Below are 12,554 nucleotides of genomic sequence, written 5' to 3' on the forward strand. Positions count from 1 at the left end.
CCCTTCTCGTTGTGGCGCTGGACGTCACCAGGTGACGGGCATTTCGTAGACGCCGTACATGACCGCGCCGTCCTTGTACTGCAGCTCGTTCCACGGCTTGGCGAGCCGGAGGTTCGGGATGCGCTGGAACAGCTTGGTGAGCACGACGGTGAGCTCCACACGGGCGATCTCGGCGCCGATGCAGTGGTGCACGCCGTAGCCGAACGCGACGTGGTTGCGCGCGTTCGGGCGCTCGATGTCGAACTTGTCGGGCTCCGGGAAGGTCTCGGGGTCGCGGTTGGCGGCGCCACCGCAGATGATCATGCCCTCGCCCTCCTTGATGGTGACGGGGCCGGCGTCGATGTCGGCCAGTGCCACGCGGGAGGACGCGAGGTCGCCCGGCGTGAGGTAGCGCAGCAGCTCCTCGACGGCGTTGGGCGCGAGGCTCCAGTCGTTCTTCAGCTTCTCCAGCTGGTCGGGGTGCTCCAGCAGGGTCATGGCGCCGATCGCGATCATCGCGGCGCTGGTCTCGTGACCGCCGTTCAGCAGCAGGCGGACCAGGTTGACGAGCTCGCGGCTGTCGTAGAGACCGGCCTCGTGGAAGCGGACGACGATGCGGCTGATCAGGTCCTCGCCCGGCTCCTTGAGCTTCTTCTCGAGCAGGCCGGCCAGGTAGCCGTTCAGCTCGGTGATGGCGGCCATGCGCACCTCGGCGGAGGACTTGCCGCCGAACAGCTTGTCGGTGCGGTCGTGCAGGTAGTCGTGGTCCTGGTGCGGGATGCCGAGGATCTCGCAGACGATCGTCAGCGGCACGGGCAGCGCGAGCGCCGTGACGAGGTCGATCGGCCCGCCCTGCTCCAGCATCGCGTCGATCCGCTCGTCGACGATCTGCTCGATGCGGGGCAGCATCGCGCGGACGCGCTGCTTGGTGAACTCACCCGAGACCGCGGCCATCCGGCGGTAGACCGTGTGCTTGGGCGGGTCCCAGCCGATGAACGAGCCCTCGGTGCGGAACTGGGGCGGGATGTCGATGTAGTACGGGAAACCCTCGTGCCCGCGGTCGGAGCTCGCGTTCGGCTCGGTGAGGAGCTTGCGCACGTGCTCGTAGCTCGTGACGACGTACGCCTCGCGACCGGTGCGGAGCCCGACCTTCGCGATGGGGGTTTCCGGCCGGAGCTGCGCGTATTCCTCCGGGGGCTGGTACGGGCACTTGCGGTGCCAGGGGAAAGGCGTCAGCTCTGTCTCGGCGTTGGTCATGGCGGTTCCCTTCTCGTCAGCCGCGCTTGACCGTGCCAGCCGCGCGTGGAGATGGCCTGGATGTCCGCTGGACCGGCTTCGAGGGCACTTCGAGGTGCCGTCCGTAACGTGCCACGCATGAACGTCACCGAGTTCGAGGTCACGGTCCCTGAGTCCTCTGTGGACGATCTGCGCACCCGTCTGTCGCTGACCCGCTGGCCCGACGCGGAGACGGTGTCCGACTGGTCGCAGGGCGCGCCGCTGTCCTTCGTCCGCTCGCTCGCGGAGCACTGGGAGCACAAGTACGACTGGCGTGCCGTCGAGGCGAGGCTCAACGCACTCCCCCAGTTCCGCGCCGAGATCGACGGGCTGGGCATCCACTTCCTGCACGTCCGCTCGCCGCACGAGGGCGCCACGCCGTTGCTGCTCACGCACGGCTGGCCCGGTTCGGTGCTCGAGTTCCTGGACGTGATCGAGCCCCTCACGAACCCGGCCGACCCCGCCGACGCGTTCCACGTCGTCATGCCGTCCCTGCCGGGCTACGGCTTCTCCGAGAAGCCCGCCGAGACCGGGTGGGGCGTCGAGAGGATCGCGCGCGCCTGGTCGTCGTTGATGACCGGCCTGGGCTACGAGCGCTATGCCGCGCACGGCGGCGACTGGGGTTCCTTCGTCACCGCGGAGCTGGGCCACGTCGACGCCTCGCGGTTGATCGGCATCCACCTCACGATGGTGTTCGCCGGGCCGCCCGAGGCGCAGGTGGAGCTGACCCAGCGCGACTACGCCGGGCTGGCCGCCCTGAAGCAGTTCCAGGCGACGGAGGCCGGGTACTCCGCGATCCAGATGTCCAAGCCGCAGACGATCGGCTACGGCCTGCAGGACTCCCCTGTGGCGCTGCTGGCGTGGATCGCGGAGAAGTACTACTCGTGGACCGACCACGACCGCGCGTTCGAGGAAGTGGTCCCCGTCGACAAGCTGCTCGACGCCGTGTCGATCTACTGGTTCACCGGCACGGCGACGTCGGCCGCGCGGCTGTACTGGGAGTCGCACAACAAGGTCCCGATGCACCAGGTGTCCGTGCCGACCGGCGTGACGATCTTCCCGAAGGACGCGCGCATGCCGAAGGCGTGGATCGAGGCCAGGTTCACCGACCTGCGCTACTGGAACGACGCCGAGGTCGGCGGTCACTTCCCCGGCATCGAACGCCCGGACGTCCTCGTGCAGGAGCTCCGCACCTTCTTCCGCCACGTCCGCTGAACGCGCGAAGAAGCCCCCTTCCGCAGGAGAAGGGGGCTTCTTCGCGTTCCTCAGGCAGCGGTGCGCAGGTCGAAGCCGGGGACCGCGACCATCTCGGGCCGGATCGGGCAGTTCGCCGCGAGCAGCCGCCGCGCGAGGACGTGGTCGACGGGCTTGTTGACCGACTCGACGCCGAGCAGCCGGTCACCCCGGAAGCAGAACACCGAGAACGCGCCGGAGATCGGATCTCCCGTCGCCACCGCCCTGTCGTGCCCGGTGGTGACGCCGGCGATCTGCACCTTCATCGCGTACTGGTCGCTCCAGAACCACGGCACCTGGGCGTGCGGCTCGGCCGAGCCCGTGATGACCGCGGCGACCGTGCTGCCCTGGTCGACGGCGTTCTGCACGCACTCCAGCCGGACCTGCTCGGCCCCGTGGTGGAACCGCGCGCAGTCGCCGATCGCGAACACCGCCGGGTCGGACGTGCGCAACCACGGGTCGACCACGATCCCGTCGTCCACGGTCAGCCCGGCCTCCTGCGCGAGTTCCACGTTCGGCACCACGCCGATGCCCGCCACGACGACGTCGGCGGGCAGCAGCGTGCCGTCCGCGAGCACGACCTCGCCTTCGCGCACCTCGGACACCGTGGCGTTGAAGAGGAACTTGACGCCTCGCCTTCGGTGCACCTGCACGACGTGCTCGGCCGTCTCCTCGGACAGGACCCGCGCCAGCGCACGGGGTTGCGCCTCGATGACGGTGACGTCGCACCCGGCCTCGCTCGCCACGGCGGCGTACTCGAGCCCGATGAACCCGGCGCCGATCGCGACCACGTGTCCTTCGGGACGGGCGGAGTCGGCGTCGGCGACGGTCCGGATCGTGTGCGCGCCGGGGATCGGCCGCGGCCGGGACCCCGTTGCCAGCACGAGGTTGTCGTAGCCGACCGCGCGGCCCGAGCGCAACGTGACGCTGCGGGCCGCGCGGTCCACGGAGACCACCGGGTCGTCGAGCACGAGCGTGATGTCGTGCTCGGTGTAGTAGGTCTCCTGGCGGAACACCAGGTCGCCGAACCCGATGTCCCCCTGCAGGTAGGCCTTGGTGAGCGGCGGACGCTGGTAGGGCAGCGCGCCCTCGTCGCCGATCAGCGTGATGGTGCCGCGGTGTCCCCGTTCTCGCAGGGACACCGCGGCCTGGCACCCCGCCTGGCCCGCACCGACGATGACGATCGCACCGTCGGTCATCAGTAGTTCCCCAGGCCACCGCAGACGTTGAGCGCCTGCGCGGTGATGGAGTTCGCGGTCTCCGTGGTCAAGTAGGTGACCAGGCCGGCGACCTCCTCGGGCGTGGAGTAGCGGCCGAGCGGGATCTTGGCGTTGAACTTCTCCAGGACGTCGTCCTCGGTGATGCCCCAGTGGTTGGCGTAGCCCTGGCGGACCTTGCCGGCCATCGGCGTCTCGACGTAGCCGGGGCAGACGGCGTTGACGGTGATGCCGGTCTTCGCGAGCTCCAGGCCGACGGCCTTGGTGAAGCCGACGACGCCGTGCTTCGACGCGCTGTAGGGCGAGGCGTAGATGACGCCCTGCTTGCCGCCGGTGGACGCGATGTTGATGACGCGGCCCCAGTCGCCCTGGTTCATCCGGCCCGTGGACAGGACTTCCTTGGTGACGCGGAAGACGCTGTGCAGGTTGGTGTCGATGACGTCGGTCCAGATGGCCTCGTTGAGCGTGGCGATCTCGCCACCGCCGCCGCGACCGGCGTTGTTGACGAGGATCTCGATGCGGCCGAACGTCTCCACGGCCTTGGTCACGGCCTTGCGGATGTCCTCTGTGGACTTCACGTCGCAGGTCGTGCCGTCGGCCTCGTACCCGTCCTCGCGCAACTGCTTGACCGTGGACGCGACGTTCTCCGCGTCACGGGCGACGACGAACACCGCGTGGCCCGCCGCGCCGAGCGACTCCGCGACGGAGAGGCCGATTCCGCTGGTTGCGCCCGTGACGAAGGCGACCCGTCGAGTCATGGTTCAACGCTCCTCAGAGTTGCTTCTCGGGAAGGTGCACGACGAGCCCGTCCAGCTCCTCGGAGACCGGGATCTGGCAGCTCAGCCGGCTGTTGTCCTGACGAGGGCTGGCCGTCACGCACAGCAGCCCGTCCTCCAGGTCGTGCATGGCGGGCAACGGCTTGGTGTTGTCCTTGTCCACGTAGATGTGGCAGGTCCCGCACGTCGCGCCACCGCCGCACTGGGCGAGGATGCCCTCGACGCCGGCGAGCTTGGCACCCCGCATGATCGAGTTGCCCGGCTCGACGTCGACGACCGACGACGTCCCGTCCGGGTGGACATAGGTGATCTTGGCCATCGCGGTGTCTCCCCACGGAAAATCGGCTCGCCGGACTCCAGTCACAGTGCCGATGACGTCTGGGGATCCCCTGGAACTCCCCTCGAACGCGTTCGAGACCTCCTCTAGGTCCCTTTGCGACCCTCACAACCCGACGCAACCGACGCGGAGGTCTTACCGTGCCCGACGCACTGCACGAGTTCTACGAACAGCGACCGGAATGGTCGGCGCCGTCGGCGGAGGACGGCCTCGAACGCGCCACGATCTCGGTGCCGCGCGACTACAACGACCCCCAGGGCGTCCAGCTCACCATCGCCGTCTCCCGCCTGCGCGCGACGAACCCGGCCAAGCGCCGCGGTGTGCTGCTCTCCGTCAACGGCGGCCCCGGCGGCGACAACGGCGAGGGCCTCAAGCTGCCGTTGCAGTTCCCGGCGGAGGTGCGCGAGGTCTACGACCTGATCGGGTTCGACCCGCGCGGCATCGGCGAGTCCACCAAGCTCTACAGCGAGGTCGCGGTGCCCGTGGCGCCGTTCGACTCGCGGCCGCCGGACTCGTTGTTCGAGCAGATCGCGATCGACATGCGCGAGCGCGAGCTGGCGTGCGCGCGGGCGGGCGGGGACCTGCGCCCGCACATCACCACCCGCAACATCTCGCGGGACATGGACGTCATCCGCGGTGTGCTGGGCGAGGAGCGGATCAGCTTCGTCGGGTACGCGTACGGCACGCTGGTCGGCGCGGTCTACGGGTCGATGTTCCCCTCGCGACTCGACCGCAGCGTGCTCGACTCGTGCGTGAACCCGAACTGGACCTGGCGCGAGCAGTTCGTCACGCAGGCCGAGGGCGTCTACCGCAACGTGCAGAAGTGGGCGCAGTGGACCGCCGAGCGCAACGTCCACTTCGGACTCGGCACGTCCGCGGCCGCCGTGCTGGAGACCGTCGAGGAAGTGGTCGCCGCGCTGGAGGAGTTCGGCGCGATCCACCTGCGCACGCTGTTCGACGGCGCCGTCGGCACACGCGCCACGGACCGCGCGCAGTGGGACTCGCTCGGCTACCTGGTCGGCGACCTGCGCAAGGCCGAGGACGTGGCCACCGCGCAGCAGCTGATCGCCGGCAACGGCACGTGGCGCCCGCAAGACACCACCGGTGAGCTCCGGATCGGGGTCCTGGAGGCGATCACGATGGAGACGGAGTGGCCCTCGGACCTCGAGGTCTACTTCAACGACATGCGCCACCACCGCGAGCACCACCCGTACGGCTTCGGCGTGCTGCGCGCCCAGCCGTGGGTCGGCGCGTTCCGCACGTTCGAGAACCTGGAGGAGCCGACGTACCTCAAGAGGGTCGGCTACCCGGTCGGGCTGTGCGTGCAGGCCGACGGCGACCAGTACGACCGCTACGAGGGCGGTGTCGCGATGGCCGAGCGCCTCGGCCACCACCTGGTCGTCATCGAGGACTCCGGTGACCACGAGGTGTACGCGTTCGTCGGCAACTCCGCTCTCGACGCCATCGTCAACGCGTACCTCGTCGACGGTGTGCTGCCGGAGAAGGTCGTCACCGTGCCGGGTTCGACCCCGCGGCCGGACATCCCCGCGGATGCGTGAGACGCAGGAGAAGGGGCCCGGATCACCGGGCCCCTTCTCCGTTCGCTCGTCTACCTCGCCGCTTCCCTGACCTCGTCCACGAGCCGGGCCAGCTCCACCGACTCACCCGACGTCGGTCCACCGGTCCGGACCGCGGACACGAAGCTACGGGCCGCGTTGGTGTACTGGTCGTCCGGTTCGAGCACGACCTCCTCACCCCCGAGCGACACGATCGGCGTGAGGTCGACCGGCGGGGCGTAGGCGCGGTCCACGGTGATGTGGCTCTCGCTGCCCCACACCGTGTAGTTCGCCCGGTAGGTGTGCTCCATGCCGAACGTGAGGTGGGCCGTGATGCCACCGGGCGCACCCAGCAGCACCGAACCCGACACGTCCACGCCGTAGGTGCTGTCGACCTTGAGGCTCGCGCCGAGCACCCGCAGACCGGGGCCGAGCACCAGCATCGCCGCTTTGAGCGGGTAGACGCCGACGTCCAGCAGCGCGCCGCCGGCCAGGTCCTTGCGGTACCTGATGTCGCCGGACGGCCGCGGCGGGATCGTGAACGCCGCCTCGAACGACCGCACCTCGCCGACCGCTCCCCCGACGACGAGCCGGCGCACCTCGTGGTGCTGGGAGTGGAACGGGAACAGGAAGTTCTCCCGCAGCACGAGCCCGCACTCCCTGGCCTGCGCGACCAGGTCGGTGGTCTCCTCCAGCGACGGCGTGACCGGTTTCTCGGCCAGCACGTGCTTCCCGGCCCGCAGCGCGCGTTCGATCCACACCGCGTGGTGCGCCGCGGGCAGCGGCACGTACACCGCGTCGAGGTCCATCCCGAGCAGCTTCTCGTACCCGGTCACCGCCTCGCAGCCGTAGTCGGCCGCGAGCTTGCCCGCCTTCTCGGAGTCCCTGCTCGCGACCGCCACGATGTCCACTTCGGACACCCCGGCGAACGCGGGCAGCATCCTGCGCCGGGCGATGTCGGCACAGCCGACGACGCCGAGCCTCACTCGCCGATCAAAGCCGCTGGCCATGTCCGTGCCACCGCCGTTTCGTACCGCAGCGCGACGTGACTGGACGCGCTGACGATGTCCCGCCAGAACCGTTGCAACGGCGAGTTCTCGCTGAAACCGCTGGTGCCGGCGGCCCTGACGAGGGTGCCGACCGCGTCGACGAGGCTCTCCGCGGTGAAGGCGGCGTTGCGCTCGCAGCGCGCCATCAGCCTCGGCGTGAACGTGCGCTCGTCGAGCACCTGGGCGTTCTGCTCCACCAGGAACCGCGCGGAGTCGATCTGCGCGGACGCCCGGCAGAGGTCGACGCCCTGGGTCGTGTTCACCTTCTTGCCGCTCATCGCGTTGGTGGCCGCGGTGAGCGCCCCGTACGCGGCGCCGACCGCCGGTCCGACGAACGTGAGGCCACCGACGGCCTGGAACGGCACGTTGTGCGCCGGCAGGTCGCTCGTGGAGTTCTTGCCGGTGATGAAGTCGGCGCGCAGGAACGACAGGTGCTCCGGCACGAAGACGTCGTCGACGATCACGTTGTGGCTGCTGGTGGCGCGCATGCCCGCGTTGTCCCAGCCCTCGACGACCGTGAAGTCCTTGCGCGGCAGTGCGAAGAACCGCGCCTCGGGCTCACCGCCGGTGGCGACCATGCCGCAGACCAGCGCCCAGTCGGCGAAGTCGACACCGCTGACGTAGGCCCAGCGGCCGCTCAGCCGGTGGCCGCCCGATGCCGTCGTCGCCTTGCCGAGCGGCGGCTGAGCGGTCACGACGAACGTGTCCGCGCCGGAGCCCCACAGCTCGTCGTGGCCGAGCTGCGGCAGGTGCGTGGCGTACCGGGCCGACAGCGCGGTGAGCGAGGCGCACCACGCCGTCGAGGCACAGCCCTCGCCGACCGCCATGACGGCCTGCGTGAGCTCCGCGAACCCGCCTTCGTTGCCGCCGTGGGACTTCGCGACGAAGTGCCGTGCGAAACCGGCCTCCCGCACCGCCTCCACGACCTCGGGCGCGAGCTTGCGCGTCCGGTCGGCCTCCTGGGCGTGCTCGGCGGCGAGCGCGCCCACCTTCTCCGCGACCGGAACGAGACCGGTGTCGCTCATGCGGCTCCCTTCTGGGCCGCCGCCGCTGCCGCGATGGCGACCGGAGAGGGCTCGTCGCGGTGGATCGTGCGGGACTTGGCCTGCAGCCCGCCGTCGACGCGCACGAGCACGTCCTCGATGAAGAACGTCGGCTCGAACGTCACGGTGCCCGCCTTGTCGGTCCTGGTGACCAGCGAGCAGTACGAGACGTTGATCGTGTTCTCGTCGACCTCTTCCATCAGGTAGTGGTCGTTCCAGTGCCGCACGGCGCCGTTGGCGTAGCGCGGGAGCGCGGCGTTGGCGCCCGCGATGAGCTGCGCCCTGCCCACGACCTTCTCGCCGCGGTGGGCGTGGTCGGTGATGCCGTCGACGGTGAAGGTCGCCGCGTACCCCTCGATGTCGAGTGCATCGAGCAGCCGCATCTGCAGCGCGTAGAAGGTCTTCACCTCGATGTAGGTGGTCACGCTGACTGGGGACACTACGACTCCCTCCTCCTGTGATCTGTGCCATCGACGATCCACACGGGCGGTGGAAGCCCGGTGGAGGACTTCTCGTTCGAGGCCGCTTCTAGTTGGCGTGCAGTGGTTTCGCGGAAGCTGGGTCCGATTTGTCCATCACACCTGGAGGGCTCATGTCGGAGGCAACTCCCGATGTCGCCAAGTCCGTCACGGTCGAGTGCTCGATCGAGCAGGCGTTCGCGATCTTCGCGGAGCACCCGCTCGACTGGTGGCCGGAGAAGCACGTGTTCGTGCAGGACCGTCGCTCCATCACCATCGAGCCCGTCGTGGGCGGCCGCTACTACGAGACCGGTGCCGACGGCGAGGAGATCGCCTGGGGCACGATCACCGAGTGGGACCCGCCGAACCGCCTCGTGATGACCTGGCGCGTCGGACCCGGCTGGCAGCCGATCTACGAGGACACCAAGGCGTCGTTCATCAAGGTGGACTTCGAGGCCACCGGCCCGAACACCACGAAGGTGACGCTGACGCACGCCGACCTGGACCGCCACGGCCAGCCGCTGGCCGGCCAGATCTACGGCGCCCTGAACGGCCCGAGCCCCGGCGACACGCTCGCCAAGTACGCGACGGCGGTTCTGAAGCACACACCCGCGAAGGTGTGACCCGCCCGCGCGAAAAGAGCCCGCTCTCGGTGTGAGAGCGGGCTCTTGCTTTGCCCCGGGCTCCTGCTTCGCCCCGGGCTTCTGCTTCGCTTTCCGTCTGACGCGAAGAGGCCCGCCACCCCGGAGGCTTGGGGCGGCGGGCCTCTTCTTCTCAGGCGCCGATCTGGTTCCGTGCCTGGTCGGCCACCGCCACGACGCTCTTCACGTCGACCAGCCGGGAAAGCTGCTTCACCAACTGGTCGGGAGAACGTCCGGCCGGCAGGCCCACCACCACGTCCATCCTGGACACGTCGCCTCGCTCGGTGGGATCGAGGCTCAGCGACTCCACGTCGACGCCGCGGCTGGAGAACAGCACCACGACCCTGGCCAGTGCGCCGGGAACGTTGTGCAGCACCATCGACAACACATGTCTGGTCATCACAGGTCCTCGTCGAACAGGGGCTTGAAGTCCCGCACGGTCATGATCTCGTCGTTGCCGGTTCCCGCGGCCACCATGGGCCACACCTGGGCGTCCTCGCCGACCACGAAGTCGATCACCACGGGCCGGTCCCGGATCTCCATGGCCCGCAGGATCACGTCGTCCACTTCGGACTTCTCCTCGCACCGCAACCCCGCGCAGCCCAGCGCCTCGGCGAGGGCGACGAAGTCGGGCACGCGCTTGTGCGTGGAGAGGCCCGTGTTGGAGTAACGCCCTTGGTAGAACAGGGTCTGCCACTGGCGGACCATGCCGAGGTTGCCGTTGTTGATGACGGCGACCTTGATCGGGATGCCCTCCAGCGCGCAGGTGACGAGCTCCTGGTTCGTCATCTGGAAGCAGCCGTCCCCGTCGATCGCCCACACCGCGCGGTCGGGCACGCCGCACTGCGCGCCCATCGCGGCGGGGACGGCGAAGCCCATCGTGCCGAGCCCGCCGGAGTTGATGAACGACCCAGGCCGCTCGTAGCCGACGTACTGCGCGGCCCACATCTGGTGCTGGCCGACGCCGGAGGTGTAGATCGCCTCAGGGCCGACGAGCGTGCCGATGCGCTCGATCACGTGCTGGGGTGCGAGTTTCCCGTCGGCGGGCCAGTCGTAGCCGAGCGGGAAGCGGTCGCGCAGGCCGTCGAGGTAAGCCCACCACGACGTGAGCACCGGGGCCTGGCGCACCGCCGCGATCAGCGAGACCAGGACGTCCTTGCAGTCGCCGACGATCGCGACGTCCGCCTTGCGGTTCTTGGAGATCTCGGCGGGGTCGATGTCGGCGTGGATCACCGCGGCGTTGGGGGCGAACAGGTCGAGCACGCCCGTGACGCGGTCGTCGAAGCGGGTGCCGAGCGCGATCAGCAGGTCGGACTGCTGCAGCGCGGCGACGGCGGGCACCGTGCCGTGCATGCCCGGCATGCCGAGGTGCTGGCGGTGCGAGTCGGGGAACGCGCCGCGCGCCATCAGCGTGGTGACGACGGGGATCCCGGTGCGTTCGGCGAGCGTCCGCAGTTCCGCGGCGGCGCCGGCGCGGACCACCCCGCCGCCGATGTAGAACACCGGGCGGCTGGCGGACGTGATCAGGGTGGCCGCCCTGCGGACCTCGTTGGCCGCGGGCGTCACCTTCGGGGTGTGGACCGGAAGCGCCGGGGTGTAGGTGGTCGTGGCGCTCAGGACGTCCTTGGGGATGTCGACGAGCACCGGACCCGGCCTGCCTCCCGCGGCGAGCGCGAACGCCTCGGCGATCACCGCCGGGATGTCCTCCGGCTCGGTCACCTGGAACGCGTGCTTGGTGATCGGCAGGCAGATGGAGCGGATGTCGGCTTCCTGGAACGCGTCCGTGCCGATCACCGACCTGTTGACCTGCCCGGTGATCGCCACGACCGGCACGGAGTCCATGTAGGCGTCGGCGAGCGGGGTGACGAGGTTCGTCGCGCCGGGCCCCGACGTCGCGACGCACACCCCCACCCTGCCCGTCGCCTGCGCATACCCCGACGCGGCGTGCCCCGCGCCCTGTTCGTGCCGCACGAGCACGTGCCGGATCTTCGCCGAGTCCAGCAGCGGGTCGTACGCGGGCAGGATGGCCCCGCCGGGAATGCCGAAGATCACTTCACACCCGGCGTCCTCGAGCGCTCGAACCAGTGAGCTCGCACCGGTGACGGTATCCACTTTTCTGGCTCTCCCCGATCGAAGGCGGATCAACCGGCGAGCTGACGTTCCAGCTGCAGTGCGGACGTCGGGCCGTTCAGCGTCGGCTCGGAGCTGAGGATCGCGCACTGCAGCTGGCGCAGGCGCTCCGACGGCTCCAGGCCGAGCTCCTCGATCAGGGTGTCGCGCAGCGACTGGTAGGCCTCCAGGGCGCGCCACTGACGGCCGGCCCGGTAGAGCGCGAGCATGTACTGCGCGCACAGGTTCTCGTGCATCGGGTGCTGCGCGGTCAGCACGGACAGCTCGCTCAGCAACGACTGGTGCTTGCCGAGCCTGAGGTCGGCCTCGATGCGGGCCTCCAGGACGCCGAGCCGCGACTCCTGCAGCCGCGTGACCTCCATGCCCAGCCGGACGCCGATCTGCACGTCCACGAGCACCGGCCCGCGCCAGACGTCGGTGGCCGAGCGCAGCAGGCGTGACGCGGACTCGAGGTCGCCGACCTCCAGTGCGCGCTGGCCGGCGACGGCGAGGCGCTCGTAGCTGCGGACGTCGATGGTCTCCGGCGCGACGTCGAGCATGTAGCCGCCGTAGCGGGTGACCAGCACGTTCTTGGCGGCTCCGGCGCTACCCTCCGGCAGCGCCGCCTCGATGCGGCGACGCACCTGGAGCACGTATGTCTGCAATGTCGTGAGGGCGCTTCGCGGCGGAGTGACCCCCCACAGCTCTTCGATCAGGGTCGGCACGGTGACGACGTGCCCGGCCTGCAACGCGAGCAGTGACAGCACCTGGCGCGGCTTCACCGCGCTCGGCGTGATCGAGATGCCGTTCTCCCTGGCCTCCAGCGGTCCGAGAACCTTGATCTCCATGGTGGGAGCCCTCCCCAGTTCCAGTTTCAGCGG

Annotated in this window: 13 protein-coding genes; 3 read left to right on the forward strand and 10 right to left on the reverse strand. The window is 69.7% G+C overall.

Translation table 11 applies throughout. The features are described from left to right. Positions 1-24: 24 nt before the first annotated feature. Positions 25-1,236, reverse strand: coding sequence for a cytochrome P450 (locus ND450_RS22930; protein ID WP_253320797.1), 1,212 nt, complete (start codon positions 1,234-1,236; stop codon positions 25-27). Between the two features lie 117 nt (positions 1,237-1,353). Between ND450_RS22930 and ND450_RS22935 the strand changes: the two genes are divergently transcribed. Next, positions 1,354-2,469: an epoxide hydrolase family protein gene (locus tag ND450_RS22935; protein ID WP_253320798.1), complete on the forward strand. Its 1,116-nt coding sequence runs from the start codon at positions 1,354-1,356 to the stop codon at positions 2,467-2,469. A gap of 50 nt (positions 2,470-2,519) precedes the next feature. Here ND450_RS22935 and ND450_RS22940 read toward each other — a convergent pair whose 3' ends face one another. From ND450_RS22940 to ND450_RS22950, 3 genes are read right to left on the reverse strand one after another with little or no spacing between them, the layout of a single operon-like run. Beyond that, positions 2,520-3,686 (reverse strand): NAD(P)/FAD-dependent oxidoreductase, encoded by a 1,167-nt coding sequence (locus ND450_RS22940; protein ID WP_253320799.1) that lies wholly within the window; start codon positions 3,684-3,686, stop codon positions 2,520-2,522. Beyond that, positions 3,686-4,462 (reverse strand): SDR family NAD(P)-dependent oxidoreductase, encoded by a 777-nt coding sequence (locus ND450_RS22945; RefSeq protein WP_253320800.1) that lies wholly within the window; start codon positions 4,460-4,462, stop codon positions 3,686-3,688. Before ND450_RS22945 ends, ND450_RS22940 begins: the two co-directional genes overlap by 1 nt. Positions 4,463-4,475: 13 nt before the next feature. Further along, a complete protein-coding gene (locus tag ND450_RS22950) occupies positions 4,476-4,799 on the reverse strand; it encodes a 2Fe-2S iron-sulfur cluster-binding protein (protein ID WP_253320801.1) in 324 nt (107 codons plus the stop codon). Between the two features lie 158 nt (positions 4,800-4,957). On the opposite strand from ND450_RS22950, the gene ND450_RS22955 reads away from it, so the two are divergent. Continuing rightward, complete coding sequence (locus tag ND450_RS22955) at positions 4,958-6,376, forward strand: alpha/beta fold hydrolase (protein ID WP_253320802.1); 1,419 nt, start codon at positions 4,958-4,960, stop codon at positions 6,374-6,376. A 50-nt stretch (positions 6,377-6,426) separates the two neighbouring features. On the opposite strand, the gene ND450_RS22960 is transcribed toward ND450_RS22955, so the two are convergent. Genes ND450_RS22960 through ND450_RS22970 form a run of 3 tightly spaced genes read right to left on the reverse strand, consistent with a single transcriptional unit; the run spans position 6,427 to position 8,905 of the window. Further along, a complete protein-coding gene (locus tag ND450_RS22960) occupies positions 6,427-7,359 on the reverse strand; it encodes a Gfo/Idh/MocA family protein (protein ID WP_253320803.1) in 933 nt (310 codons plus the stop codon). Continuing rightward, positions 7,356-8,447 (reverse strand): acyl-CoA dehydrogenase family protein, encoded by a 1,092-nt coding sequence (locus tag ND450_RS22965; protein ID WP_253320804.1) that lies wholly within the window; start codon positions 8,445-8,447, stop codon positions 7,356-7,358. The genes ND450_RS22960 and ND450_RS22965 overlap by 4 nt, the downstream gene beginning before the upstream one ends. Continuing rightward, entirely contained in the window at positions 8,444-8,905 is a 462-nt protein-coding gene (locus tag ND450_RS22970; RefSeq protein WP_218159820.1) for a nuclear transport factor 2 family protein, read from the reverse strand. Before ND450_RS22970 ends, ND450_RS22965 begins: the two co-directional genes overlap by 4 nt. Positions 8,906-9,057: 152 nt before the next feature. Here ND450_RS22970 and ND450_RS22975 point away from each other — a divergent pair, with 152 nt between their 5' ends. Further along, on the forward strand, positions 9,058-9,546 hold the full coding sequence (locus tag ND450_RS22975) for an SRPBCC family protein (RefSeq protein ID WP_253320805.1): 489 nt from the start codon (positions 9,058-9,060) through the stop codon (positions 9,544-9,546). Positions 9,547-9,697: 151 nt separating this feature from the next. Here ND450_RS22975 and ilvN read toward each other — a convergent pair whose 3' ends face one another. From ilvN to ND450_RS22990, 3 genes are read right to left on the reverse strand one after another with little or no spacing between them, the layout of a single operon-like run. Further along, positions 9,698-9,964 (reverse strand): acetolactate synthase small subunit, encoded by a 267-nt coding sequence (gene ilvN / locus ND450_RS22980; protein ID WP_089922437.1) that lies wholly within the window; start codon positions 9,962-9,964, stop codon positions 9,698-9,700. Then, entirely contained in the window at positions 9,964-11,676 is a 1,713-nt protein-coding gene (locus ND450_RS22985; RefSeq protein WP_253320806.1) for an acetolactate synthase large subunit, read from the reverse strand. The genes ilvN and ND450_RS22985 overlap by 1 nt, the downstream gene beginning before the upstream one ends. 29 nt (positions 11,677-11,705) lie before the next feature. Continuing rightward, positions 11,706-12,521 (reverse strand): AfsR/SARP family transcriptional regulator, encoded by an 816-nt coding sequence (locus ND450_RS22990; RefSeq protein ID WP_086665181.1) that lies wholly within the window; start codon positions 12,519-12,521, stop codon positions 11,706-11,708. Between the last annotated feature and the right edge of the window lie 33 nt (positions 12,522-12,554).

Origin of the sequence: Lentzea sp. HUAS12 (assembly GCF_024125735.1) — a bacterium.
Lineage (GTDB): Bacteria > Actinomycetota > Actinomycetes > Mycobacteriales > Pseudonocardiaceae > Lentzea > Lentzea albida.